The sequence below is a fragment of the Bradyrhizobium sp. NP1 genome (assembly GCF_030378205.1).
GTDB lineage: Bacteria > Pseudomonadota > Alphaproteobacteria > Rhizobiales > Xanthobacteraceae > Bradyrhizobium.
In genome coordinates this window covers 2,707,225-2,732,890 of sequence record NZ_CP127385.1, presented here as the reverse complement: position 1 = coordinate 2,732,890, position 25,666 = coordinate 2,707,225, and the positions used below count along the sequence as shown (strand labels likewise).

26 protein-coding genes are annotated in these 25,666 nt (G+C 65.2%); 12 read left to right on the top strand and 14 right to left on the bottom strand.

Going from position 1 to position 25,666, the window contains the following annotated elements; genetic code table 11:
* Positions 1–139: 139 nt before the first annotated feature.
* Genes otnK through ltnD form a run of 3 tightly spaced genes read right to left on the bottom strand, consistent with a single transcriptional unit; the run spans position 140 to position 3,126 of the window.
* A complete protein-coding gene (gene otnK / locus QOU61_RS12985) occupies positions 140–1,417 on the bottom strand; it encodes a 3-oxo-tetronate kinase (RefSeq protein WP_289658941.1) in 1,278 nt (425 codons plus the stop codon).
* Positions 1,414–2,196, bottom strand: coding sequence for a 2-oxo-tetronate isomerase (otnI, locus tag QOU61_RS12980; RefSeq protein ID WP_289658940.1), 783 nt, complete (start codon positions 2,194–2,196; stop codon positions 1,414–1,416). Before otnI ends, otnK begins: the two co-directional genes overlap by 4 nt.
* Positions 2,197–2,211: 15 nt before the next feature.
* Positions 2,212–3,126, bottom strand: a complete 915-nt coding sequence (gene ltnD / locus QOU61_RS12975; RefSeq protein WP_289658938.1) for an L-threonate dehydrogenase — start codon at positions 3,124–3,126, stop codon at positions 2,212–2,214.
* Positions 3,127–3,240: 114 nt separating this feature from the next.
* Here ltnD and otnC point away from each other — a divergent pair, with 114 nt between their 5' ends.
* On the top strand, positions 3,241–3,897 hold the full coding sequence (otnC, locus tag QOU61_RS12970; RefSeq protein ID WP_289658936.1) for a 3-oxo-tetronate 4-phosphate decarboxylase: 657 nt from the start codon (positions 3,241–3,243) through the stop codon (positions 3,895–3,897).
* 150 nt (positions 3,898–4,047) lie between these two features.
* Here otnC and QOU61_RS12965 read toward each other — a convergent pair whose 3' ends face one another.
* The 7 genes from QOU61_RS12965 to QOU61_RS12935 form a co-directional block, all read right to left on the bottom strand.
* Positions 4,048–4,563: a hypothetical protein gene (locus QOU61_RS12965; protein WP_289658935.1), complete on the bottom strand. Its 516-nt coding sequence runs from the start codon at positions 4,561–4,563 to the stop codon at positions 4,048–4,050.
* 96 nt (positions 4,564–4,659) lie between these two features.
* The gene (locus QOU61_RS12960) at positions 4,660–5,364 is read right to left on the bottom strand and encodes an ABC transporter ATP-binding protein (protein WP_289658934.1); all 705 of its coding nucleotides are present in this window, start codon (positions 5,362–5,364) and stop codon (positions 4,660–4,662) included.
* Positions 5,348–6,079 (bottom strand): ABC transporter ATP-binding protein, encoded by a 732-nt coding sequence (locus QOU61_RS12955; protein WP_289658933.1) that lies wholly within the window; start codon positions 6,077–6,079, stop codon positions 5,348–5,350. Before QOU61_RS12955 ends, QOU61_RS12960 begins: the two co-directional genes overlap by 17 nt.
* The gene (locus QOU61_RS12950) at positions 6,076–7,056 is read right to left on the bottom strand and encodes a branched-chain amino acid ABC transporter permease (RefSeq protein WP_289658931.1); all 981 of its coding nucleotides are present in this window, start codon (positions 7,054–7,056) and stop codon (positions 6,076–6,078) included. The genes QOU61_RS12955 and QOU61_RS12950 overlap by 4 nt, the downstream gene beginning before the upstream one ends.
* Entirely contained in the window at positions 7,056–7,889 is an 834-nt protein-coding gene (locus QOU61_RS12945; RefSeq protein ID WP_289661482.1) for a branched-chain amino acid ABC transporter permease, read from the bottom strand. The genes QOU61_RS12950 and QOU61_RS12945 overlap by 1 nt, the downstream gene beginning before the upstream one ends.
* A gap of 74 nt (positions 7,890–7,963) precedes the next feature.
* Entirely contained in the window at positions 7,964–9,211 is a 1,248-nt protein-coding gene (locus QOU61_RS12940) for an ABC transporter substrate-binding protein (protein ID WP_289658929.1), read from the bottom strand.
* Positions 9,212–9,295: 84 nt separating this feature from the next.
* A complete protein-coding gene (locus QOU61_RS12935; RefSeq protein WP_289658927.1) occupies positions 9,296–10,111 on the bottom strand; it encodes a putative hydro-lyase in 816 nt (271 codons plus the stop codon).
* A gap of 118 nt (positions 10,112–10,229) precedes the next feature.
* Between QOU61_RS12935 and QOU61_RS12930 the strand changes: the two genes are divergently transcribed.
* The 3 genes from QOU61_RS12930 to QOU61_RS12920 are packed head-to-tail and all read left to right on the top strand — an operon-like array spanning position 10,230 to position 13,368.
* Positions 10,230–11,147 carry a LysR family transcriptional regulator gene (locus QOU61_RS12930; RefSeq protein ID WP_289658925.1) on the top strand — a complete coding sequence of 306 codons (918 nt, stop codon included), beginning with the start codon at positions 10,230–10,232 and terminating at the stop codon, positions 11,145–11,147.
* Between the two features lie 32 nt (positions 11,148–11,179).
* Positions 11,180–12,430, top strand: coding sequence for a Zn-dependent hydrolase (locus QOU61_RS12925; RefSeq protein WP_289658923.1), 1,251 nt, complete (start codon positions 11,180–11,182; stop codon positions 12,428–12,430).
* A gap of 26 nt (positions 12,431–12,456) precedes the next feature.
* Positions 12,457–13,368, top strand: coding sequence for an NAD(P)-dependent oxidoreductase (locus QOU61_RS12920; protein WP_289658921.1), 912 nt, complete (start codon positions 12,457–12,459; stop codon positions 13,366–13,368).
* Between the two features lie 30 nt (positions 13,369–13,398).
* Here the strand turns inward: QOU61_RS12920 and QOU61_RS12915 are convergent, their stop codons facing one another.
* The gene (locus QOU61_RS12915; protein ID WP_289658919.1) at positions 13,399–14,478 is read right to left on the bottom strand and encodes a tartrate dehydrogenase; all 1,080 of its coding nucleotides are present in this window, start codon (positions 14,476–14,478) and stop codon (positions 13,399–13,401) included.
* Between the two features lie 164 nt (positions 14,479–14,642).
* On the opposite strand from QOU61_RS12915, the gene QOU61_RS12910 reads away from it, so the two are divergent.
* On the top strand, positions 14,643–15,419 hold the full coding sequence (locus tag QOU61_RS12910) for an SDR family oxidoreductase (RefSeq protein ID WP_289658917.1): 777 nt from the start codon (positions 14,643–14,645) through the stop codon (positions 15,417–15,419).
* Between the two features lie 101 nt (positions 15,420–15,520).
* Here the strand turns inward: QOU61_RS12910 and QOU61_RS12905 are convergent, their stop codons facing one another.
* Entirely contained in the window at positions 15,521–16,366 is an 846-nt protein-coding gene (locus tag QOU61_RS12905; protein ID WP_289658909.1) for an alpha/beta hydrolase, read from the bottom strand.
* A gap of 91 nt (positions 16,367–16,457) precedes the next feature.
* Here QOU61_RS12905 and QOU61_RS12900 point away from each other — a divergent pair, with 91 nt between their 5' ends.
* On the top strand, positions 16,458–17,885 hold the full coding sequence (locus tag QOU61_RS12900) for an amidase (RefSeq protein WP_502876923.1): 1,428 nt from the start codon (positions 16,458–16,460) through the stop codon (positions 17,883–17,885).
* On the opposite strand, the gene QOU61_RS12895 is transcribed toward QOU61_RS12900, so the two are convergent.
* The gene (locus QOU61_RS12895) at positions 17,882–18,514 is read right to left on the bottom strand and encodes a TetR/AcrR family transcriptional regulator (RefSeq protein WP_289658906.1); all 633 of its coding nucleotides are present in this window, start codon (positions 18,512–18,514) and stop codon (positions 17,882–17,884) included. The two genes, QOU61_RS12900 and QOU61_RS12895, sit on opposite strands and share 4 nt — an antisense overlap.
* A gap of 158 nt (positions 18,515–18,672) precedes the next feature.
* On the opposite strand from QOU61_RS12895, the gene QOU61_RS12890 reads away from it, so the two are divergent.
* From QOU61_RS12890 to QOU61_RS12865, 6 genes are all read left to right on the top strand, one after another.
* On the top strand, positions 18,673–18,879 hold the full coding sequence (locus tag QOU61_RS12890) for a ferredoxin (protein ID WP_289661481.1): 207 nt from the start codon (positions 18,673–18,675) through the stop codon (positions 18,877–18,879).
* 61 nt (positions 18,880–18,940) lie between these two features.
* Complete coding sequence (locus QOU61_RS12885; RefSeq protein ID WP_289658904.1) at positions 18,941–20,164, top strand: cytochrome P450; 1,224 nt, start codon at positions 18,941–18,943, stop codon at positions 20,162–20,164.
* A 41-nt stretch (positions 20,165–20,205) separates the two neighbouring features.
* On the top strand, positions 20,206–21,522 hold the full coding sequence (locus QOU61_RS12880) for an MFS transporter (RefSeq protein ID WP_289658902.1): 1,317 nt from the start codon (positions 20,206–20,208) through the stop codon (positions 21,520–21,522).
* Positions 21,523–21,525: 3 nt separating this feature from the next.
* Complete coding sequence (locus QOU61_RS12875) at positions 21,526–22,191, top strand: sulfite oxidase-like oxidoreductase (protein WP_289658900.1); 666 nt, start codon at positions 21,526–21,528, stop codon at positions 22,189–22,191.
* A 60-nt stretch (positions 22,192–22,251) separates the two neighbouring features.
* Positions 22,252–23,472, top strand: a complete 1,221-nt coding sequence (locus tag QOU61_RS12870; protein ID WP_289658898.1) for a bifunctional alpha/beta hydrolase/OsmC family protein — start codon at positions 22,252–22,254, stop codon at positions 23,470–23,472.
* A gap of 28 nt (positions 23,473–23,500) precedes the next feature.
* Complete coding sequence (locus QOU61_RS12865) at positions 23,501–24,448, top strand: fatty acid desaturase family protein (RefSeq protein ID WP_289658896.1); 948 nt, start codon at positions 23,501–23,503, stop codon at positions 24,446–24,448.
* Here the strand turns inward: QOU61_RS12865 and QOU61_RS12860 are convergent.
* The gene (locus QOU61_RS12860; RefSeq protein ID WP_289658894.1) at positions 24,445–25,500 is read right to left on the bottom strand and encodes a YeeE/YedE family protein; all 1,056 of its coding nucleotides are present in this window, start codon (positions 25,498–25,500) and stop codon (positions 24,445–24,447) included. The two genes, QOU61_RS12865 and QOU61_RS12860, sit on opposite strands and share 4 nt — an antisense overlap.
* Between the last annotated feature and the right edge of the window lie 166 nt (positions 25,501–25,666).

Below are 25,666 nucleotides of genomic sequence, written 5' to 3'. Positions count from 1 at the left end.
CTGCGAGGCGGAGAGTGCGGCACCGCGAAGCGGAGCCGGCGCCATAAAAAACCCATTTGACCTACATTTACGTTAATGATGCGCCCGTAAAATTACGGAGCCGCGTTGGAAGCCTATTGGAATCAAGGGTGATGCGGCGTCAGGGCATCAGCCGGAGCGCATCGGAGAAGAACGCCGGGCCACCGAAATTGCCTGATTTGAGCGCCAGCAGCATTGCGCCTTGCCTTGCGCCCACCGCGCGCAGTACCGGGACACCAGCAGCAATTTCAGCGCCCACCAGGAAACCGGGAATGCCGAGGCGGTCGACCACGGCGCCCGACGTCTCGCCGCCCGCCACCACGAGGCGGCGCACGCCCGCCTCGACCAGCCCTTCGGCGATGTCGGCCATGGCCTGCTCGATGGCGTGACCCGCAGCGTCGCGGCCGTGGCGCGCCTGCACCGCCGCGACCTGCTCGGGTGACGAGCTGCTCGCGATCAACAGCGGACGCTTGCCGAGCCGATCCTTCGCCCAGGCGAGCGCGCGGCCGGCCTCGTCCCTGGCCGTGACCAACCGGTCGGGATCAAGCCGCAGCACCGGCATCAGACGCTCGGCATTCGCGATCTGGCCAAGGGTCGCCTGCGAGCAACTGCCCGCGAGGCACGCCGCCGGCCCGCCGAGTGGCGCGCCCAAATCCGCCGCCGCTGAGTGCGCCTTCACCCTGCCCGAGGCAACGAGCGCACGCGCAAGCCCGAGGCCGATGCCGGAGGCGCCGACCGAGAGGCGATGGTCGATCGCCACCGCGCCGATGGTTTCGAGATCGTGGTCGAACACCGCATCGATGATGGCGGCGCCAATGCCCTCGCCCACCAGCCCGGCCAAGCGGGTTCGAACGGCGGCAGCGCCCTGCGCCAGCACCGCTAGGTTGACGAGCCCGATTTTGGTCTCGCTCTGGCGTCCCAGCACCCGCACCAGGCTGGAATCATGCATCGGGTTCAGCGGGTGGTCCTTGAGCGGGCTCTCGTTGAGCGGCACCAGGCCGACGAAGAGATGACCCTGGTAGACGGTGCGCCCGGTTTCCGGGAAGGCCGGCGTCACCAGCACGATGCGGTCGCCCGAATCGGCGCGCAGCGCATCCATCACGGGGCCGATATTGCCCGCATCGGTGGAATCGAAGGTCGAGCAGATCTTGAACAGCACATGGCCGGCGCCGCGGCTGCGCAGCCATTTTTCGGCAGCGCGCGAGCGCGACACCGCAAGATCCGCCTCGATCGAGCGGCTCTTCAGGGACACGACGACCGCGTCGACCTCGGGAAGCGCGAGATCGTCCGGGGGCACGCCGATCGTCTGCACCGTGCGCAGACCCGCGCGCGTCAGCGTGTTGGCGAGATCGGAGGCGCCGGTATAGTCGTCGGCAATACAGCCCAGCACCAGCGTCACGGTTTTTCTCCCGCATACCGGCTGAACCAGCCAAGCCCGTCGGTGGTCTTGCCGCGCGGATTGTACTCGCAGCCGACAAAGCCGCCATAGCCGAGCCGGTCGAGCTCGTCGAACAGGTAGGGATAGTTCAGCTCTTCCCCATCGGGCTCGTGGCGCGAGGGAATGCTGGCGATCTGGATATGGCCCGTTATCGGCATCATCTCGCGCAGGTGCATCGTGACGTCGCCATGGATGATCTGGCAATGATAGATGTCGAACTGCAGCTTCAGGTTCGGGATCTCGAGATCCTCGATCAGGTCGCGCGCGAAGCCGAAGTCGTTGAGGAAATAGCCGGGGACGTTGCGCGGGTTGATCGGTTCGATCACGACGTCGAGGCCGTGGGGGGCGAAGAATTCCGCGGCGAACGCCACCGACTTCCTGAACGCCGCCAGCGCCTGCGGATCGGCGCGGTCGGCGATACCAGCCATCAGGTGCAGCCGCTTGACGCCGGTCGCCAGCGCGTAGGGAAGCGCGGTTTGCAGGCTTTCCCTGAGATCGTCGAAGCGCTCCGGCAGCGCCGCATAGCCTTTCTCGCCGGCCGCCCAGTTGCCGGGTGGCAGGTTGAACAGCGCCTGCGTCAGGCCAAAATGGTGCAGCCGCTCGCCGACGTCCTTGGCCGCATGCTCGTAGGGAAACAGGAACTCGACCGCGGTGAAACCGGCATTTGCCGCGGCCTCGAAGCGGTCGAGGAACGGCACCTCGTTGAACATCATGGTGAGATTGGCGGCAAAACGCGGCATGTCTTTTCCTCTTTGCTACTTCGGCTCGCCGGGCAAATGCGCGCCGCCGACCCTGGCATAAAGCCGCGCCACCGACGCATCATCGTCGCGGCCCATGCCGCAGGCCGCCGTCATCAGGAACATCTGCAGCGCGGCGGCGGCCATCGGCACCGGGAACTTCGCGCCGCGCGCCATGTCCTGGATGATGCCGAGATCCTTGACGAAGATCTCGACCGCGCTGCGCGGCGCATAGTCGGCGTCGAGCACGTGCGGCATGCGGTTCTCGAACATCCAGGAATTGCCGGCTGACGCCGTGATCACCTCGTAGACCTTGCGCAGGTCGAGGCCCTGCTTGGCCGCGAAGCTGATCGCTTCGGAAGCGGCGGCGATATGCACGCCGGCCAGGAGCTGGTTGATCATCTTGAAGGCCGCGCCCTGGCCTGCGGCATCGCCGAGCTCGTAGAGCTTGGCCGCCATGGCATCGAGCGCGGGCCGCGCCCCGGCAAAGGCCGCCGCGCTCCCCGAGGCCAGGATGGTCAACTCGCCCTGCGCGGCGCGTTGCGCGCCGCCCGAGATCGGCGCGTCGAGATAATGCCGGCCACTGGCCTCCAGTTGCGCGGCAAGACGCCGGGCAATCTCGGGGTCCATGGTCGCGCTGGAGATGAACACGGCACCCTCCGCCAGCGTCTCGGCCACGCCGTCCTTGCCAAACAGGATCGTCTCGGTCTGCGCCGCATTGACCACGACGCTGACGACGATGTCGGCACCTCGAGCGGCCTCGGACGGCGTCCTGGCGCCCTTGCCGCCTTCGGCGACGAAGCGGGCGACGCTGTCGGCCGAAACGTCGCAGCCGGTGACCGCAAGGCCGGCGCGCCTGAGCGAGGTTGCCATGCCAAAACCCATCGACCCCAGTCCGATCACGGCGACAACAGGTTTTCCGGATTGCGGCATGCGGCGTTCCCTCTTGGGCGGCCGCCATTGAACTTGCGGCCTTCTCCGCTTTGCGTATCACGGCTTGGCCGCGCCGCCAAAGCGTGAGAGAACCGCAAAAGCAAAGGCCCTGCCATGAGCGAAACAAAGCTGCGTGAAGACACCTGCCGGCTCGGCCGCTCGCTGTTCGAGCGCGGCCTGACGCCGGGCTCCTCAGGCAATATCAGCGTCAAGCTCGATGACGGCGGCTGGCTGGTGACGCCGACCAACGCCTCGCTCGGCTTTCTCGATCCGGCGCGGCTGTCGCGCCTGGCGAGCGACGGTCGCCTGCTCTCAGGCGATCCGCCGACCAAGGAAGTGCCGCTGCACAGCGCGCTCTACCAGACCCGCGATGCGGCGCGCGCGGTGGTGCATCTGCACTCGACCCATTCGGTGGCGTTGTCGATGCTGCCGGAGATTGATCCGCGCGCGGCGCTGCCGCCGCTGACCGCCTACTATGTCATGAAATGCGGCGCGACGGCGCTCGTGCCCTATTATCGGCCGGGCGACCCTGATGTCGCCGATGCCATCAAGGGACTCGCCGGCAAATATTCGTCCGTGCTGCTCGCCAATCACGGGCCCGTGGTGTCGGGCGACACGCTGGAGGCCGCGGTGTTCGCGATCGAGGAGCTGGAGGAGACTGCAAGACTCTATCTGCTTTTACGCGGGCTCAACCCGCGTTACTTGACGCCGCAGCAGGTCGACGATCTCGTGAAGGCCTTTGGGCTGCCGGAGCACCATGATCACCGATAGTTTTGCGGAGAGCGATCCACGCGCAGCGCGGCCCCGATGACAGGCTCCGCGACGAAGTAATGCAGGGCCTTTCAAAACTCTGGATTGCTTTTGCTCGCAATGAGAGCGGTGACGCGGCCCAACTCGGACGCTCCTCGTGAATCGCGCCGGTCAGTCACGGGATCGCATTTGCCGAATGGCTGGCCGCAGCCGGGCGGATGCTGCAACCCTTCTGCACCAGAACTTCAAGCGCGCAATCTGCTCACGCGTCCATCGCCAGATTTCGGACGATGTCACCCAATCATGAAACCTGATCCAGTGACGATACAAGACCGCGAAGGCCGGTATCTGCAACAAGCGGTCGCGCGTCAATCGGAAGAGACGCTCGATCAGCGTGATCTTCAGGATCTCGCCTGCGCAAATGGTCAGGGCACCTTCCGTAACGTGGCCTGTCGTGACGAGGAACGCGCCAACGGGTTTCACAGGTTCAAGAATGACGACCGGAACGGAAAACAGGGCGAGGGCCGGATACGGACGTAGACCCCGGATCCAATCATTCAGAGGCTGTAGAACGGGTAACCGCTCGATCCACCTGGACAGCGGAGCCGCCACGGTTTCAAACACCAGATCGGCGATAAAATAAACCGTGACAAGGACATAGCCGAGAATCTTGAGCGCGTGCTTCATGGCGAATGTCTCCACCACACAAACGCCCTTGTAGGGGTGATGGTTTCAAGCCTGCGACCTCTCAAGCCCTGGCATGACGGCAAAAATTCGTGGTGTCTACAATCCCAGATACGCCTTGCGGACGTCGGGATTGACCTTGATCTCGGCTGCCGAGCCCTGCATCAGCACGCGGCCGGTCTGCAGGATGTAGGCGCGGTCGGCGATTTCAAGACATTCGGCCATCCGCTGCTCGACGATCAAAACCGTCATGCCGGCGTCGCGGATGCGCTTGACGGCGGCAAAGATCTCGTCGACCAGCTTCGGCATGATGCCCTGCGACGGCTCGTCCAGCATCAAAAGGCGCGGCCGCGTCATCAGCGCGCGTCCGATCGCCAGCATCTGCTGCTCGCCGCCGGACAGCGTCTCGGCGCGCTGGTCGAGCCGCTCCGACAGCCGCGGGAACAGCTTGAACACGAGGTCGAGCGGGCCTTCGCGATCCGTCTTACCGCGATAGAGATAGCTGCCGAGCCTCAAATTGTCCCGCACCGACAGGCGCGGGAACAGCCGGCGGTTTTCCGGCACGTAGGCGATGCCGCGCCCGGTGATCAGGTGTTGCGGAACGCCATCGATGCGCTCGCCGTCGAAAGTGACGGAGCCCGCGCGCGGGCGCTCGGCGCCCGCGATGGATTTCAGCAGCGTCGACTTGCCGGCGCCGTTGGCGCCTGCCACGCAGACGATCTCGCCCCTGGCGACCTCGATCGAGACCGCTGATATCGCGACCAGCCCCTGATAGGCGGTGGTGATCTCATGCACCGACAGCATGACGGTCCCCGAGATAGGCAGTGATGACCTTCGGATCGCGAACGATGTCGCCCGGCTTGCCCTCGACCAGCACCTTGCCGAGGTCGAGCACGATGGCGCGGTCGACCAGCGGCATCACGATTTCCATGACGTGCTCGACCATCAGCACGGTGATCCCGGTCTCGCGCACCTGCCGCACCAGCTCGACGCCGCTCTGCGCCTCGACCGGCGTCAGGCCGGTCAGCACTTCGTCGAGCAGCAGCAGCTTCGGCTCGGTCGCAAGCGCGCGGGCCACCTCCAGCCGGCGCTTTTCCGACGGCACGAGATCGCTTGCGAACACGCCGGCCCGCGCATCGAGACCGCAGAACTCCAGCACCTGATGCGCCTTGCGCCGCGCCTCCCGCATCACGGTGGTGCGGACCAGCGCGCCGACGATGACATTGTCGATGACTGTCATGGTCTCGAAGCTCTTGACCACCTGGAACGTGCGACCGATGCCGCGCTGGCAGCGCTCCGCCGCAGGCAGCCGCGTCACGTCCGTGCCGTCGAACCAGATCGAGCCTTGGGTCGGCGACATGACGCCCGCGATCAGGTTGAACAGCGTCGACTTGCCGGCGCCATTGGGACCGATCAGGCCGACGATCTCGCCGCGACCGACCGAGATCGACACGTCGCTGTTGGCGACGAGACCGGCGAAGCGCTGCGTGACGGCGCGGGTTTCGAGCAGAGCCGTCATGCGCCGGCCCCCGTGCGCCGCCGCGCGAACAGCCCGACAAGCCCTTGCGGCCGCGCCAGCGAGATCAGCACGATCAGCGAACCGTAGACGATGAGATCGACGCCGCGCCCGGAGCCTCCGATGAAAGAACGTGTCAGCTCGGTGAGCGGAATCAGGATCACAGCGCCCAGTATCGGCCCCCACAGCGTGCCGATGCCCCCGACCACGGCCGGCAGCGCCATCAGCAGCGAGAACTGGAAGCCCATCACGCTTTCGGGATCGATATAGGAGACGAACTGGGCATAAAAGCCGCCGCCAACCGCGACGAGAAAAGCCGAGACGGCGGCCGCGCCCATCTTCGAATTGAACACGACGACGCCGAGGCTCTCGGCGGCATCGGGATTGTCCTTCACCGCGCGCCACCAGAAACCCCATTTCGAATCCTCGAGCCACCAGGTGACGAACCAGGCGACGGCAGCGAGCGCCAGCGCGAAGTAGAAATAAGGCAGCTTGCTGCGGGTGAACTGGAAGGTCAGCCAGCTGTCGCGGCGCACCGGAATGTCGATGCCGAGCGCGGCGCCCGCCCAGTCCCAGTTCTGGAACAGGAGCAGCGCGGTCTCGGCGATGACGATGGTAGCGATCACGAAATAATGGCCGCGCAGGCGGAAGCAGGGATAGCCGAGCGCCATCGCGATCAGCGCCGAGATGATGCCGCCGCCGAGCATGCCGAACCACGGCAGCATGCCGAATTTCGTGAACAGAAGCGCAGTGCTGTAGGCGCCGAGCCCGAAATAGAGCGCGTGCCCGAGCGAGATCTGCCCGCAATAGCCGGACAGGATATTCCAGCTCTGCGACAGCGCCGCATACATCAGGGTCAGCACCATGATGTTCTGGACGTAGACGTCCTTGACGACGAGCGGCGCCAGCGCCGCGAGAGCCGCGAGGCAGGCCGCTATGATCAATTCACGGCGGCGGCGGTCGGCGAAAGCCCTGTCCATCAGATCGACCCGAACAGGCCGCGCGGCCTGATGAAGACCACGAGCAGGTAGACTGCGTAGATGCCGACCGACTTCAGCGACGGCGGCAGGATCAGCGCCGTCGTCGCCTCGACGAGCCCGACGATGATGCCGCCGGCAAAGGCGCCGAACACGCTGCCGAAGCCGCCGAGCGCGACCGTGACATAGGCGATCAGCGCAAAGGACGCGCCAACGTCGGGATAGACGTAGAAGAAGATCGCCATGATGGCCCCGGCAAGCCCGACCAGCGCCGCGCCAAGGCCCCAGCCCAGCGCAAACACCCGGTTCTTGTCGATGCCGACGAGCGCCACCGCGCCGGCATCCTCGCGCGTGGCCTCCAGCGCGCGGCCGAAATCGGTGCGATTGATGAAGAAGTAAAGGGCGCCAAAGGCCAGAATCGAGACCGCCGCGCCCATCAGCTGCGGCTCGGGCAGGAAGATGCCGGCCACCGAGACGGTTTTGCCGCCGAGCCAGGAATGGGTGACGCTGCGATAATCGGGCGTGAAGAAGAACTGCGCCAGCCCGCGCATGACGATGGCAAGCCCGAAGGTCGAGAAGATCTGCACCATGCCGGCATTGGCCTTCGCCCTTACCGCAAAGCGCACGATCAGGAGATAGGCGACCGCGCCGAACACGAACAGCGCGGCCGCGACCAGCGGCGCCGACAGCAGCGGATCGAGCGCGAAATAGGCGAACAGGAAGAAGGTCGCATACATCGCGATCATCAGGAATTCGCCGTGGGCGAAGTTCACGACGTCCATCAGTCCGAAAATGAGCGCGAGCCCGACCGCGATGAGACCGTAGAGCAGCCCCATCAACAGTCCGCTTGCCAGGCTCTGGATGATCGTTTCGGCGGTCACGGCTCCCCCCTTGTCCGTTCCCGTCGAACCTACTTCATCGGCCAGATGGCTTCGGCGACGGCCGCCTGCGCCGGGAAGATGGTGACGAACTTGCCGCCGACATATTGCAGCAGCACCGGGTCGGCGTCGTTGTTCTGGCCGGTCTCGTCGAACTTCACGCGCTTCCACGGCATGATGGTCTGCTCGCCCGGCAGGTCGGTGGCGGCAAGCGCCTCGCGGATCTTGTCGCCCTCGGTCGACTTGGCGCGGTTGATGGCGTCCGCCATCACGATCAGCCCCATGAACTGGCGCGACGAATAGTCGTTGAGGTCCTTGCCCGAACGCTCCTTGAACATGGCGTTGATCGCGCCGACCATCGGCCGCTTGGCGGCAAGGTCGAGCGAGAAGGTGCCGCGCGAGATCACGCCTTCGAGCTTGTCGCCAACCGCGTCATAGAGCGCCTTCTCCGAGAAGCCGGCATCCTGCGCCACGATCGCCGGCGGCTTGTAGCCGAGCTCGCCCATGGTCTTGACCAGGAGGATGCCGTCGGTGGTGTAGCTCGAGGGCATCAGCACGTCGGCATTCGCAGCCTTGATCTGTTGCACCTCCGCCGAGAGCGACGGCGAGTTGGCGCGATACTTGATGTCGGCCACCACCTTGTAGCCGCGCTCGCCCGCAAGCTTGAGCTGGGCGTTGCCGGAGTCGGTGCCGAAGATGGTGTCTTCGTGGAACAACGACAGCGTGTCGATCTTGGTGCCCTTCTTCTTCATGGCGTCGAAGAAGTCGAACATCGCGGCCGAATACATTTCGTCATGGGGCGCGGCGCGGAAGTAGAATTTCAGCCCGCGGCGGTGCAGGCTTGGCGAGGAATTGTCCGCCGATAGGAACGGAATCTGGTAGCGCTCGCAGATCTGGCTGACGGTGACCGCGACCGCGCTCTGATAGGTGCCGATGATGGCGCAAACCTTCTCCTGCGTGATCAGGCGCTCGGCTTCGGCACGCCCCTTCTGGGGGTCGGCCTGGTGATCGGCGAACACGAGGCGAACCTTGGCGCCGCCAAGACCGGGCAGTCCCTCGTCCTTTGCCAGCGGCAGCGCAAAATCATACTTCTTGTTGATGATGTCGGCCGCGGTCTCAAACGCCTTCTGCGCGTCGACGCCGATCTGGGCGCTGGCGCCGGAGAGCGGATAGATGACGCCGATCACCACGTCCGCCGGATCCGCCGCGCCGGCGGCCATCGGCCCGAGCGCGGCGGCGGCGGTTGCACCAAGCAATACATTTCGGCGGCTGATCGTCATCTTCGCATATCCTCTGTTGAACGAACGCTATCGATGGAACGGATTTTGGCGCCGGTAAAGCCGGAATGATCGGCATCCCCTGCATCAAAGCACCGCAAGGTCGCGGTTATGCAGGTCGGTGACCAGCATCAGGCCGGGCGCATGCGTGATCGCGAACGGAAGTCTCGCCGCCGCGATCACCGCCTGTGGCGTCACACCGCAAGCCCAGAACACCGGGATTTCGTCGTCCTCGACCGGGACCGGATCGCCATAGTCGGGCTTAGCGAGGTCGCTGACCCCGATCGAACCGGGATGACCGAGATGCACCGGCGCGCCGTGCACCGATGGAAAACGTGTGGTGATCTGGATGGCGCGGATCGCGTCCTTCGGTTTGAACGGGCGCATCGACACCACCAGCGGCCCCGCGAACGGACCGGACGGCGTGCAGGCGATGTTGGTGCGATACATCGGCACGCGCTGCTTGCGCTCGACATGGCGGATCGAGATGCCCTCCGCGATCAGGGCCTCCTCGAACGAATAGGAGCAGCCAAGCACGAAGGCGACGAGATCGTCGCGCCAGTGCGCTTTGATTTCGGTCGGCTCCTCCACCACCTCGCCGTCGCGCCAGACCCGGTAGCGCGGCACGTCGGTGCGGATATCGAGGTCGGCCCCCAGCGCCGCAATGTGCGGATTGCCGACCTCGGACATGCCGATGATCGGGCACGGCTTGGGATTGAGCTGGCAGAAGCGATGAAAGTGGCCTGCGAACTTCTCCGGCAGGATCGCGAGATTGCCCTGCACGAAGCCGTCGGCGAGGCCGGCAGTGGTCGACATCATGCCGGTTCGGCAGGCCAGGCGCGCCTCCAGGGCGGGAGACGTCCGGGAGTCCACAGGCTTTTGATCTGCCGCCAAAACAGTCATCCGGGTGACCTGCCCACAATCTCGACAAGGACAGTCAATCGCAACCGTGATATAAAGTCTAATCGTGGTTTTTAATCATATTGGATAAGTCTGATTTATCGAAAGCCAAGGGCGCGCGATGCTGGATTTCCGATCCATCGAAACCTTTCTCTGGGTCGTCAAGCTCGGCAGCTTCCGCGGAGCGGCCCAGCGTCTCAATACCACCCAGCCCGCCATTTCCCAGCGTATCGCCCAGCTCGAGCGCGAGATGGGCGTGAAGCTTCTGAACCGCGACCACCGCGTGGCCTCGCCGACCCCGAGCGGCCGGCAACTCATGGTCTACGCGGAGAAAATGCTGGAGCTGCGCTCGGCGATGGTCGCTGAGGTCGGCGACCGCACGGTGATGCGCGGCGGGCTGAGGCTGGGCGTTGCCGAGACCATCGTGCACACCTGGTTGCCGCGGCTGATCAAGAGCATGAATGCGACCTATCCGAACCTGTCGCTGGAAATCGAGGTCGACATCACGCCGAACCTCAACGCCCGTCTGCTGGCCCAGGAGATCGAGCTCGCCTTCGTGCTCGGGCCCTCCTCGGCGCCCGACGTGCGCAACCGCGTGCTGTGCGACTATTCGATCGGCTTTCTGGCCAGCCCCTCCCTCGGGCTCGGCACCGGACCGCTCGCACTGCGCGACCTCGCCAAATTCCCGATCATCACCTTCGCCCGCAAGACCCAGCCCTACGAGGCCGTGCGCGCGCTGTTCAACCGGCCCGATCTGCCGCCGATCCGGCTGCACGCCAGCGCCTCGATCGCAACCGTCATTCATATGGCGCTCGAAGGTCTCGGCATCGCCATCATCCCGTCCGCGATCGTAGAGAACGAGCTCGCCGCCGGACGGCTGCAGCATCTCGCAACCAACGTCAAAATGCCCCCGCTCACCTTCTCGGCGAGTTGGCTCGCCTCGCCGGACGTGGCGGCCGTCGAACGCGTCGTCGATCTCGCCCAGCGGATCGCGCAGTCCGCAACGTCGGTTGACGAAGCCGCGCCGCCGCGCCATTGAACAAATAATGCGCAAAAGACGGAAACCACCGCATGAGCCGAGCCGCTACCAACCTGCAGATCGATTCCGCCCGCCTCTGGGGCACCATCCATGAGACCGCGAAATTCGGCGCGACCCCCAAGGGCGGCGTGCGGCGGCTGACGCTCGGACCTGAGGACAAGCAGGTGCGCGACTGGTTCCGCAAGGCGTGCGAGGCCGCGGGGCTGGAGGTCCGCGTCGACGCGCTCGGCTCGATGTTCGGATTGAGGAAAGGACGGGATATGTCGAAGCCGCCGATCGGGCTCGGCTCGCATCTCGACACCCAGCCCACGGGCGGCAAATATGACGGCGTGCTCGGCACGCTCGCAGCGCTCGAGGTGGTCCGCACGCTGAACGACGCCGGGATCGAGACCGAGGCGCCGATCTGCATCTGCAATTGGACCAACGAGGAAGGCTCGCGCTTTGCGCCGGCGATGATGGCGTCCGCGGCTTATGTCGGCGACTTCACCACCGAGGACATTCTTTCGCGCAAGGATGCCGAAGGCGTCACGGTCGGCGAAGCGCTCGACGCGATCGGCTATCGCGGCGACGCGGCGGTCGGGGCGCAGAAATTCTCGGGCTTTGTCGAACTGCACATCGAGCAGGGCCCGATCCTGGAGGCCGAGAACAAGACCATCGGCGTGGTCGATTCCGGCCAGGGCGTGCTGTGGTATGACGGCAGGATCACGGGCTTCGAGAGCCATGCCGGCACCACGCCGATGCCGCTGCGCCGCGACGCGCTCGCCACCCTCTCGGAAATTGTGCTGGCGCTCGAGGCCATCGCGAAAAAGCACGGGCCGAACGCGGTGGCGACCATCGGCGAGGCCGTGATCGCAAGCCCCTCCCGCAACGTGATCCCCGGCGAGATCGCCTTCACGGTGGATTGCCGCAGCGTCGATGCGAAGGTCATGGACGCGCTCGATTCCGAGCTGCGCGCTGCCGCTGCCGAGATCGCCGGGCGACGCAAGGTCGAGGTGGCGCTTGATCTGGTCTGGCGCAAGGCGCCCACCCACTTCGACGCCAAGCTGGTCGGCGCGGTCGAGACCGCAACCAAGGCGCTTGGCTACTCCTATCGCCGCATCACCTCGGGCGCCGGCCACGATGCCTGCAACCTCAACACCAAGATCCCGGCGGCGATGGTGTTCGTCCCGTGCAAGGACGGCGTCAGCCACAACGAGCTCGAAGACGCGACGCAGGCCGACTGCACCGCCGGCGCCAACGTGCTGATGCATACGGTGCTCGCGCTCGCCGGGGTCGCATCCTGACAAGATAACAACAACGGGAGTTCGCCGTGCGCGGAGTGTTCGTCGACGCCAATGAATCGCTCGCCGCCATCATGGAGCGGCTGGAAAAGCCCGGCGATCCCCGGATGCGCATCCACCGCGATCCCGACGTCACCCCGGAGCAGTTGCCAAAGGTGCTGGACGGCGCCGAGATCGCCATCGTCGATCACACCTACCTGCCCACCGACATTGCGCGCCAGTGCAAGGGCCTGAAGGACGTGGTGTTCTTGGGGACGGGCGCACGCAGCTACATGAATCCGGAAGAGCTCGCCGAGCTCGGCATCTCCGTGCACCTGATCAAGGGCTATGGCGACACCGCGGTCGCGGAATCCGCGATCGCCCTGATGTGGGCCTCAGCGCGGGTGCTGGCTCTGATGGACCGCGAGATGCGCGGCGGCAACTGGCTGCGCGAGGACGGCATGCAGCTCACCGGCAAGACCATCGGGCTCGTCGGCTTTGGTGGCATCGCCGCGGAGGTCGCCCGGATCGCGCTCGGAAGCGGCATGAAGGTGCTCGCCTGGAACCGGACCAAAAAGCAATATCCCGGCGTCGAATTCGTTGATATCGACAAGCTGCTTGCCGACAGCCATGTCGTCTCCGTGCACCTGCTGCTGAACGACGAGACGCGCGGCTTTCTCTCCCGCGAAAGGATCGCGCGAATGAAGCCCGGCGTGATCCTGGTCAACACCGCGCGCGGCGCTGTTGTCGACGAAGACGCGATGATCGAAGCGCTGAAGTCCGGCCATATCCGCCACGCCGGGCTCGACGTTTTCAGCGTCGAGCCGCTGCCCCGGAATCACCCATTGACAAAGCTGCCGAATGTCACGCTATCGGCGCATTCGGCGTTCCGCACGCCCGAGGCAAGCGAGAACCTGATCCACGCCGCGTGGGAACATTGCAGGCGGATCGCGCAGTCGTAGGGTGGGTTAGCCCAACCTACGCAGGCAAAATCACTCCACCATCTCCGCGACCGCCTTGCCGCAGGCCGTCGTGTCGGCATTGCCGCCGAGATCGCGGGTGCGCAGCGTGCGTTCGCCGAGCGTGCGCTCGATCGCGCCGACGATCGCCTCCGCCGCCTGCTTCTCGCCGAGATGCTCCAGCATCATGGCGCCCGACCAGATCATGCCGATCGGGTTGGCAATGCCCTGCCCGGCGATGTCGGGCGCCGAGCCATGGACCGGCTCGAACACGGACGGAAAATCGCCTTCCGGATTGATGTTGCCTGACGGCGCGATCCCGATCGTGCCGGTGCAGGCGGGACCGAGATCCGAAAGAATATCCCCGAACAGGTTCGAGCCGACCACGACGTCGAACCAGTCCGGATGCAGCACGAAATTCGCGGTCAAGATATCGATGTGATACTTGTCCCACTTCACTTTCGGATAGTTCTTCGCCATCGCCTCCACACGCTCGTCCCAATAGGGCATGGTGATGGAGATGCCGTTCGACTTGGTCGCCGAGGTCAGGTGCTTTTTCGGCCGCGATGCGGTGAGCTCAAAGGCGAATTTCAGGATGCGATCGACGCCGACCCGCGTCATCACGGTCTGCTGCGTGACGAATTCGCGCTCGGTGTCTGGGAACATGCGCCCGCCGACGGAAGAATATTCGCCCTCGGTGTTCTCGCGCACCACCCAGAAATCGATGTCGCCGGGCTTGCGGTTGGCGAGCGGCGACGGCACCCCCGGCATCAGCCGCACCGGACGCAAATTGACGTACTGGTCGAACTCGCGCCGGAACTTGATCAGCGATCCCCACAAGGAAATGTGATCGGGGATCTTCGCCGGCCAGCCGACCGCGCCGAAATAGATCGCGTCGTGCTTGCCGATCTGCTCCTTCCAGTCGTCGGGCATCATCTGCCCGTGCTTTTCGTAATAGTCATAGGAGGCGAAGTCGAAATGGTCGAAGGCGACGGCAACGCCGTTCTTTTTCGCCGCCGCCTCGATGACGCGCAGCCCCTCCGGCATCACTTCCTTGCCGATCCCGTCGCCGGGAATGACCGCGATGCGGTATGGTTTCTTGCCGCTGCTCATCGAGAACGTCCTTGTGATATGTCCTGGCCCCGCAGGCACTTGCTGGGTCGCCCTGCAATGGACCAAACTCGGGTCGAGCGCAACGCTGCAGTGCAGTGTTGACCGCCCGGACGGCTCCCGCCAATTTTTCACCACCCCGCCTTTTCCAGCAAGCGAGTATTCCCATGGACCTGCACCTGCGCGGCAAGCGCGTTCTCATCACCGGCGCGTCCAAAGGCATTGGCGCGGCCGCCGCCGAAGCCTTTGCCGAGGAAGGCGCTCATCTGATGCTTGCCGCGCGCAGCGGCGAGCAGCTGAAGGCGCTGGCCGATCGCCTGCGCTCGGCGCACCAGATCGACGCGAGCACCCATGTCACCGACCTGCGCAAGGCCGAGGATATCGCGCGGCTCGCAAAGGACGCCGCCGACATCGACATCCTCGTCAACAATGCCGGCGACATTCCGGGCGGCTCGATCGACAAGATCGACGAGGCGACCTGGCGCCACGCCTGGGAACTGAAGGTGTTCGGCTATATCAATCTGACGCGGATGATCTATGCGCAGATGAAGGCGCGTGGGCACGGCGTGATCGTCAACGACATCGGCGCGGCCGGCGAGAAATTCGACGCCAACTATATCTGCGGCTCGGCCGGCAATGCGGCGCTGATGGCGTTCACCCGTGCGCTCGGCAGCAAGAGCCTCGCCGACAACATCCGCGTCGTCGGCATCAATCCGGGCCCCGTCGGCACCGACCGCCACGTCACGCTGCTGAAGACGCGGGCAAAAAACCAGTTCGGCGACGAGAGCCGCTACAAGGAGTTCCAGAAGGGCCTGCCGCTCGGCCGCCCTGCGCATGCCCGCGAGATCGGCGACCTCATGGCGTTCCTGGCCTCCGACCGCTCCGGCTATACGTCGGGCGTGATCTACACGGTCGATGGCGGGATCGCCGCGGGCTGGGGTTAGCGCTATACCATCGTCATTGCGAGCGCAGCGAAGCAATCCAGACCTTCACGGCTGCACGCTGGATTGCTTCGTCGCTTTGCTCCTCGCAATGACGCGACTGGTTACTCCGTCCGTTCGAACAACTGCCGGATCAGTGTGGTGATCCGGCCTGTTGGAGACGCGAGCTCGTTCATGATCGAAAAATGGTCGGCGCCGGCGATCTCCTCGTAAGTGACCGGCAGCGCTTGGCGCGCGCGATGGGCAGCAAAATCCGAGGTCTCCTTGCGCAGCAGCGGCAGTTCGGCGCCGCCGACCACCAGCGACAGCGGCTTGTCGATGCCGGCTAGCCTCATCGGCGAGTTGCGGCGCGAAGCCGCTTCGTCAAGCCCGAGCTTGACGTTGAGGTAGGAATGCCTGATCGGCTCGAGGTCGTAGATGCCTGATATCGCCATGCCGGCCCGCACATGCCGATGCGACAGCGCCATCGCGGTCAGATGGCCGCCGGCCGACCAGCCGGACACCACGATCCCCTCACCGTCACCGCCGAGCGCCGGCAATTCCTTCGCCAAAAAATCGATGCCGGCATGGATCTCCGCGACGATCTCGTCGAGTTTCGCGTCGGGCGCGAGCGTATAGCCGATCAGCGCCACGTTGATGCCCTGCGCCATCGGCCCCGCCGCGAAATGCGTAAAAAATTCCTTGGACCGCATCTGCCAGTAGCCGCCGTGGATGAACAGCAGCGTCGGCGCCCGGTCGCGCGCTTTCAGGAAATCGATCCGGTTGCGCTCGCGCGGACCATAGCGCAGGTCGAGACGGCCGGCGTGGCGGCCGCGCATCTCGCCCGAGCGACGTTCCCAGTCGGTCATGATGTCCGCGCTGCCCTTGACGGCAACGCTGTTGTTGAGACCGAGGTCGCGCGCTTCCTGGCTCATCTTGCGCCAATCGAGCGTGTCGAACGGTGGCGTCATGGCATGTCTCCCGGTCTCGCATTTCCATTTTTCTGGAAATCATTTACAGCATGACGTACTCCGCTACCAGACGGAGCGAAAATCGGGAGAAATGCCGGTGGGTCAGGAATTGGTGCAGGAGACGGCGTGCGCGGTGGTGGACAGGCTCAAGCGCGGCGAGGTCAGCCCACTCGACCTGCTCGACGTGCTGGAAAGGCGCATTGCCGTGGTCGATGGCAAGGTCAATGCGCTGCCGACGCTGTGTTTCGACCGCGCCCGCGATCATGCCCGCGCGCTGATGCGAAAGCCTGCCGCCGCGCGCGGCCTGCTCGCCGGCCTGCCGGTTCCGATCAAGGACCTCACCCACGTCAAGGGCGTGCGCAATACGCAGGGCTCGCCGATCTTCAAGGATGTCGTCTCGCCGCAATCCGACATCGCGGTCGAGCAGCTCGAGGCCAATGGCGCGATCGTCTACGCAAAATCCAACACGCCGGAATTCGGCGCGGGCGCCAACACCTTCAACGAGGTGTTCGGCGCAACCCGCAATCCCTGGGACATTTCGAAATCCGCGGCCGGCTCGTCCGGTGGAGCAGCGGTCGCGCTCGCAACCGGCATGGCCTGGCTCGCCCACGGCACCGACATGGGCGGCTCCTGCCGCAATCCCGCAAGCTTCTGCGGCGTCGTCGGCTTGAGGCCCAGCATCGGCCGCGTCCCGCACACGCCGAGCGCGACCGTCGACCGCAACTTGACCGTCCATGGCCCGCTGGCGCGCAACGTCGAGGACCTCGCGCTGTTTTTGGACGCCATGAGCGGCGAATGGCCTGCCGATCCGCTGTCGCTGCCGCCGCCGGCGCAATCCTTTCTCTCGGCGGCGCGTTCCGGCAAGAAGCCGAAGCGGATCGCCTATTCGGCGGATCTCGGCATCACGCCTGTCGATCCCGAGGTCGTCGCCATCACACGCAAGGCGGCGCAGCGCTTTGCGGAAGCCGGCATCATCGTCGAGGAGGCGCATCCCGACTTGCGCGAGGCCCATGAATCCTTCCACGTGCTGCGCGCCTTCGACTTCGCGATGACCAAGATGGACCTGCTGCGAACCAAGCGCGACCTGCTGAAGCCCGAGGTGATCTGGAACATCGAGCAGGGCCTGAAGCTTACGGTCGAGCAGATCACGCGCGCCGAGGCGCAGCGCCTCGCCATGGCCACGCGCGCGATCGAGTTCTTCAAGACCTACGATCTTCTGCTCTGTCCTGCGACCATCGTCCCGCCGTTCCCGGTCGAGAACCGCTATGTCGCGGAATGCGCCGGCAAGAAGTTCGACAATTACGTCGAATGGCTCGGCATCGTCTATGCGATTACGCTGACCTGCGCCACCGCGCTGTCGCTGCCCTGCGGCTTCACCGCGTCGGGACTGCCGGTGGGATTGCAGGTGGTGGCACCGCCGCGCGGCGACGCGCAATTGCTCGCCGGCGCCAAGCTGCTCGAGGACATTCTGGGCCTGCGCGGTTCGACGCCGATCGACCCCCGGCCGGCGAAAGCCTAGAGCTCGCCGTCCGCCTTCAGCGCGACGGAGAGCGCAAGCTTCGTCTGCTCGACGATGTCCTCGACCAGCTCCTCGCGGCTGACGCGCGCGACCTTGCCGGTGAGTAGCCCCTGCTCGGCCAGCATCACCACGCCGTGCAGCGCGGCCCAGATCTGCAGCGCATGGCGCTCGCGGATCAAACCGACCGCGGGCGCTTCCAGTGCCTCGACCAGCAGGCTGAAGGTTTCCATCGCCGCCTTGTGCAGCTCGCTGCCATCGGGCGAACAGGCCATGACGCGAGAGGCAAACATCAACCGATAGATGCCGTTGCGCCGCAAACCGAAGGCCAGCGCCGCCTGCGCGAACCGCGACAGCTTTGAACGCCGCGAAGACCGCTCGATCGATTCCTTGAGCTCCGCCGTGAATTGCCGAAAGGCTTCCGCGGTCACCGCCTCCATCAGCGCGTCGCGATCGGCAAAGTGCCGGTACGGCGCCGGCTGCGACACGCCGAGCTTCTTCGCCAATGCCTTGAGACTGACCGCTTCCGGGCCGCCGCGCTCGACCTCGTGCAGCGCCGCCTGGGTCAGGGCGTCGCGCAGATCGCCGTGGTGATAGGCATTTTCAGGTTTGCGAACCAGGCGCGGCGGCATATTGGCTGACGACTTTCTGATCTTTTCACTTGACAGCCGGGTCGGCTGGCGAATGTAATATGCTATAATTTAGCGGCACAGCCAAGATGCCGCAATGCTGCTTGGAAACGCTGGACGCGCGGCAGAAGCGCGCGCGCCTGATCAGGGAAGCGACGGCCATGGGAAAACTGAAAATCCACGTCGACCAGGACAAGTGCCAGGGGCATGCGCGCTGCAAATCGCTGGCGCCGGAGCTGTTCGAGCTCGACGAATTCGGCAATGCGCACGAGGTCGGCGACGGCACGGTGCCCGAAGGGCTCGAAGACAAGGCGTGGCTTGCCCAGACCAACTGCCCGGAAATCGCAATCGAAGTGACCGAGGAGTGAATCTCCCCGGCGGCTCGCGATCGAGCCTCGTCTGAGCGAACACAGCAGAGGATTTGCGCCGATGTCCGATACCGACCGCGTCCTGCCCGAGCACCCGCCCGTCACCGACTGGGTGCATGATTTCGACCATACCGATCCGCGCTGGACCGAAAATCCGTTTCCGATCTGGGACGAGTTGCGCGCGGTGAGCCCGGTCGTGCACACCGACCGCTTCCTCGGCTGCTATCTGCCGACCACCTATGAGGCGGTGAAGCAGATCGCCTACGACACCGAGCATTTCTCCTCGCGCCGCGTCGTTGTCCGCGACGAGCGGCCGGAGGTCCAGAGGAACGCCGCCCCGCCGATCACCTCCGACCCGCCGGAACACAAGCCGGCCAAGCAATTGCTGCTGCCGCCGTTCACCCCCGATGCGATGAAGAAGCTGGAGCCGCGGGTGCGGGCCATCTGCAACGAGCTGATCGACGAATTCATCGCGGCCGGACGCTGCGACGCCGCGGCGCGCTACGCCAAGTATATCCCGGTCCGCGCGATCGCGCATATGCTGGGGATTCCCGAGAGCGACAGCGATCTCTTCATCCACTGGATCCACCAGATCCTTGAACTCGGAATCAAGGACGAGCGGCAACTGAAGCAGGCGGTCGAGGAGATGACCGCCTATTTCGCCGGCCATATCGAAGCCCGCAAGGCGAAGCCGACCGACGACCTGATCTCGACACTGATGCAGGCAAAGGACAAGACCGGCCAGCCGCTCGACGATTCCCACGTGCTGGGCTCGCTGCGCCTGCTCCTGATCGCCGGCATCGACACCACCTGGAGCGCGATCGGCTCCTCGCTCTGGCATCTCGCAAGGACGCCGGCCGACCGCGAGCGCCTCGTCCGCGAGCCTGGGCTGATGCCGACGGCAGTCGAGGAACTGTTGCGCGCCTATTCGCCGGTGACGATGGCGCGCGAGGTGATGAAGGAAACCAGCATCGCAGGCTGCCCGATCAAGGCCGGCAAGATGGTGCTGCTGTCGTTCCCCGCCGCCAACCGCGATCCCGCCGTGTTCCCCGATGCCGACAAGGTGGTGATCGACCGCAAGGAGAACCGCCACGCCGCCTTCGGCCTCGGCATCCACCGCTGCGTCGGCTCCAACCTTGCGCGCATGGAGATGACGGTCGCGCTGGAAGAGTGGCTGAAGCGGATCCCCGAGTTCCGGCTCGATCCCGCCGGCAAGGTGACCTGGTCCGAAGGTACCGTCCGTGGACCGCGGCAACTTCCGGTGCTATTCGGGAAGCAGGCCTGAGACGATCGAGGAAATAGCGGGCCACCCCAGGGAGGCCTGCCATGACCGATCAAGCCGTCAACAGTGATCAGCTCGACATCACCGACGTCGAGCGGCGGCTGAAGGCGATTTTCATCGGCTCGGTCGGCAACCTCGTCGAATGGTACGACTTCTACGCCTATACGGCGTTCGCGCTTTATTTCGCGCCTGCGTTCTTCCCGACCTCCGACCCGGTGGTGCAGCAGTTCAACGCCGCCGTGCTGTTCGCCGCAACCTTCCTGATGCGCCCGCTCGGCGGCTGGCTGTTCGGCTACCTTGCCGACCATTTCGGCCGCCGGCTGTCGCTGACGCTGTCGGTCGTCTGCATGTGCTTCGGCTCGCTGATGATCGCGGTGACGCCGACCTACGCCACGATCGGCTTTGCCGCGCCTGCGATCCTGGCGCTGGCCCGCGTGATCGAGGGGCTGAGCCTCGGCGGCGAATATGGCGCCAGTGCAACCTATCTGAGCGAGGTCGCCGACGCGAAGCACCGGGGCTTCTATTCCTCGTTCCAGTATGTCACGCTGATCGGCGGCCAGCTCACCGCGATCATCGTGCTGTTGTTGCTGCAGAAGGTCTTCCTGACGCCGGAGGAGCTCAAAGCCTGGGGCTGGCGCATCCCCTTCGTGATCGGCGCGGGGCTGGCGATCTTCGCCGCCGTGATGCGGCGCAGCCTGCAAGAAACGGAGGCCTTCATCGAGGCCAAGAAGGCCGTCAAGCCGACCGGCTCTATTGCGAGTCTCCTGAAATATCCGCGTGAGCTGCTGCTGGTCGTTGGCCTGACCGCCGGCGGCACCGCCGCATTCTACACCTTCACCACCTATATGCAGACCTTCGTCAAGTTGTCGGTCGGCCTCACCGAGGACCAGACCACGACCGTGATCTTCGGCTCGCTGATATTCGCGACCATCCTGCAGCCGCTCTATGGCGCACTGTCCGACCGCATCGGCCGCAAGCCGCTGCTGATCTTCTTCGGCGTGGTCGGCACGCTCGCGACCGTGCCGATCCTCATGACGCTGAAGGAAACCAAGTCGCCCTTCGTGGCGTTCCTCCTGATCTGCGCGGCCTGGATCTTCGTGGCAGGCTACACTTCGATCAACGCCATCGTGAAGGCCGAGCTGTTTCCGACCAATGTCCGCGCGCTCGGCGTCGGCCTGCCCTACGCGATCACGGTCTCGATATTCGGCGGCACCGCGCCGGCGGTTGCGCTCTATTTCAAGACCATCGGGCACGAGGAGTGGTTCTACTACTATCTCTCCGGCATGATCTGCCTGTCGCTGATCATCTATGCTACGATGCGCGACACCAAGCACGAGTCCGCAATGCACCGCCATGAATAGCGCATGAGCGACGACGACGAGCCGCCCGCCGAGAGCAAGCTCACCCGCACCAAGCAGCGCTGGGCACGCGAGGGCCGCTTCCTCACCGGCAGGGTTTCGCGCCCCGAGCAGGAGCGGCTGCCGCCAGGCCAGCACCTGACGCGGGACTGGCCAACGCTCGACCTCGGCATGACCCCGGACATTTCGCGCGAGCGCTGGCGGCTCGACGTTCATGGCGCGGTGGAGAATCCGATCTTCTGGACCTTCGCCGACCTGACGGCCGAGCGGCAGAGCCATTTCGTCTCCGACATCCATTGCGTGACGACCTGGTCGCGCTACGACAACAGCTGGGACGGGCTTGCCACGCGCGACCTGCTCGAGGCCTGCCGGCCGCGTGACGAAGCCCGTTTCGTCGTGCTCTCTTCGTATGACGGCTACACCACCAACCTGCCGCTGGAAGACTTCGCGGCCGAAGATGCCCTGCTCGCCCATGGCTGGTCCGGCGCGCCGCTAGCTGCCGAGCATGGCGGCCCGGTCAGGCTGGTGGTGCCGCATCTCTATTTCTGGAAGAGCGCCAAATGGCTCAAGGCGATCGAATTCCTCGAGCAGGACGCGCCGGGCTATTGGGAAGTGCGCGGCTATCACAACCGCGGCGATCCCTGGACCGAGCAGCGCTATTCCGGCGATTGAACGCCTTTTTCACCTCTCCGCAGTGGGGAAAGGTGAGGACCACCACCACGGAGGCCGCCCATGCCGATCGAGCGTTTCCAATTTGAAGGCGAAGGCGGCCACAAGCTGGCAGCCGCGCTCGACCGGCCGGACCGCGCGCCATCAGCCTATGCGCTGTTCGCGCACTGCTTCACCTGCGGCAAGGATGTGCTGGCGGCACGGCGGATCGCGGCGGCGCTGGCCTCGAAGGGAATCGCCGTGCTGCGCTTCGACTTCACCGGGCTCGGTTCCAGCGAGGGTGATTTCGCCAACGCGACCTTTTCCTCCAACGTCGCCGATCTCGTGCGCGCCGCCGACCATCTGCGCGAGGCTCGCCAGGCGCCGGCGCTCCTGATCGGCCACAGCCTCGGCGGTGCGGCGATCCTGGCTGCCGCCTCCCGCATTCCCGAGGCCAAAGCGGTCGTCACCATCGCAGCCCCGTCGGACCCTTCCCATGTCACCGGTCTCTTCAGGGAGCACGTCGACACCATCCGTCAGCAAGGCGAGGGTGAAGTGTCCCTGGCCGGCCGTCCGTTCCGCATCAAGCGCGAATTTCTCGACGACGTCGCAGAGCACAGTCTGACCAACCACGTCGCCCATCTGCACAAGGCGCTCCTGATCATGCATGCGCCGACCGACGACACGGTCGGCATCGACAACGCGACGCGCCTGTTCGTCGCCGCCAAACATCCGAAGAGCTTCATCTCGCTCGCGGGCGCCGATCATCTGTTGAGCCAGCGCCGCGACAGCACCTATGTCGCAGACGTCATCGCATCCTGGGCCGAACGTTATGTCGAGCCGGCTCAGCTGGCCGCCGCTGACGTGAGCGAGGCGCCGCGGCAGGTGGTGGTGCGCGAAACCCGCACCAGCAAATTCCAGAACAGCGTTTCGGTCGGCCCGCATCAGTTGCTGGCGGACGAGCCGATTGCCTCCGGTGGCGACGACACGGGACCTGGGCCCTATGATTTTCTCCTGACCGCGCTCGGTGCCTGCAAGTCAATGACCATGCGGCTCTATGCCGACCGCAAATCGTTTCCGCTTGAGCGCGCCACCGTCACGCTCCGTCACGGCAAGATCTACGCGAAGGATTGCGCGGAGTGTGAGACGAAGGAAGGCATGCTGGACCAGATCGAGGTCGCGATCGGCCTGGAAGGTCCGCTCGACGCCGATCAGCGCAAGCGGATCCTGGAAATTGCCGACAAATGCCCGGTGCATCGCACCCTCACCTCGGAAATTCGCATCGTGACCAGGGCGGCCGATTAGCATAATATCCGCGCGCGAGGATCAGCCCATGCCAGTCGTCAAGCGCATCGATCCGAGGACCGTATTCGCGCCGGAGGAATGGAGCCGCCTGACGTCGCGCAGCTCGTGGCGCGGGATGTGGCTGGTCGCACATGCCTGGGGCACCATCGCCGCCTGCATCGCGCTGGTCGCGCTCTGGCCGAACCCGCTGACCTGGCTTGTCGCGGTAATGGTCGTCGGCACGCGCCAGCTGGGCCTGGCGATCCTGATGCACGAGGCCGCCCATGGCGGGCTTCATGCCAACAAGGCGGTCAACGAATTCGTCGGACAATGGCTGTGCGCGGTGCCGGTCGGCGCCGATCTCGCCAGCTACCGCGCCTATCACCTGCAACACCACAAGTTCACGCAGCAGCCGGAAGACCCTGATCTCTCGCTGTCGGCGCCGTTTCCGATCTCCACCGAGAGCTACAGGCGGAAGGCGATCCGCGATCTCACCGGGCAGACTTTTGTGAAGCAGCGGCTGCCGCTGTTCCTGTCGCTGTTCAGGCGCGCCGGGAAGGATACGCCGGTGACGCATGAGAGCTTCGTGGCGACGGGCCGGGAAAAGATGGCGCGCTTCCTTGGCGTGAACGCGCTCCTGTTCGTCCTGTTCTGGCTAGCGGGTGCCGGCGTCTGGTTCTTCGTGGTCTGGCTGGTTGCGATGGCGACCTGGCTGTCGCTGGTGACGCGGATCCGCAACATCGCCGAACATGCCTGCACCTCGACCGGCGAGGACCCATTCAGCCATGCGCGCACGACGCTCGCGAATCCGATCGAACGGCTGCTGATCGCGCCCTACTGGGTCAACTACCACGCCGAGCACCACCTCTTCATGTACCTGCCCTGCTACCGCCTGCCCGAGGCGCATCGGCTCCTGGTCGAGAAAGGCCTGATCAAGCGCATGGAGGTGCGGCCCGGCTATCGCGAGGTGATGCGGCTCGCCACTTCCAAAGGCTAGGCCTGCGCCAGCGGGCGGACGCGGAGCGCGCCGCGCAGGCCCGCGGCGGTGCCGAGCATGATGCCGGCCACCGCGACGAAGGAGGTGAACGCCAGCGTCGACAGGCCGGTCAGGCCTTGGCCGACCGAGCAGCCAAGCGCCATCACCCCGCCGATCCCCATCAGCGCCGCGCCACCCGCCGAGCGCAGCATGTGCTGCGGCGACTGGTAGCCTTCCCAGCGGAAGCGACCGGTCGCGAGCGCCGTCACCAGCGAGCCCGCTAACACGCCGCCGACGGTGGCGATGCCGAAATTCACCGTCGAGCCGGTCGACAGCATCACATATTGCAGGGCGTCCGCGATCGGCGCGACGAAGGTCAGCGAGCTCAGCGGCACCGGATTGAAGTCATCGAGGGCCAGGAAGCCGGTCGCAAACCAGCCGGCCGCGATCAGGAGCCCGACCACAAAGCCGGCCGCGATCTGCCCCGGCGATTTGCGGAACGGCGCATGGGTGAAGGCGAAGATGATCAGCGCCGCCGCGATCACGGAGGCCGTGAACATCCGCGCGAGCGCTTCGCTCAGGCCGGCATGCGCGAGCAGCGTGGGCAGCGAGGTGAATTTGGTCGTCACCTGCGAGAACTGCTGGGCCGCGATCCGCAGCGGCGCGATCAGGCCCTTCAGCGTGATTTCCGCCGCGATCGCCAGCACGACCACGACGACGAAGGAGCGTAAGTTGCCGCGGCCGAGCAGCACCAGCGCGCGCGAGCCGCAGCCGTTCGACAGCACCATGCCGTAGCCGAACAGGAGGCCGCCGAAGAAGATCAGCGGAACCGAGAAGGTCGGCTGCAGGTAGATCGACTTGGACAGATCGACCAGCCCCCGCGTCACCAGCAGCTGCGAGGCGGCGATCGCCACGCCCATCGCCAGGGCATAGGTGCGCACCAGCCGGCCGTCGCCTTCCGCCCACCAGCCGCGCAGGCCGCTCATCATGCAGAAGCCGCTCAAGAGGCCGACCGAACCATAGATCAGGCCGATGACGAGGCCGGCTAGGACGGCGATATTGGCGACGGCCATGGTGCATTCCCCGAGCGTCCAAAGCGCGATGGCCTTAGGCGAGCCATCATCGCGCTTTAGGTTATTGTTTGCGCATGATTTTTTCGGAAAACCGGTAGCCACTTTTCCGGATCATGCGCGCCGTCACGCGCGGGAGGCGCCGGGAGCGCCGTCCGAGGGATGTGGT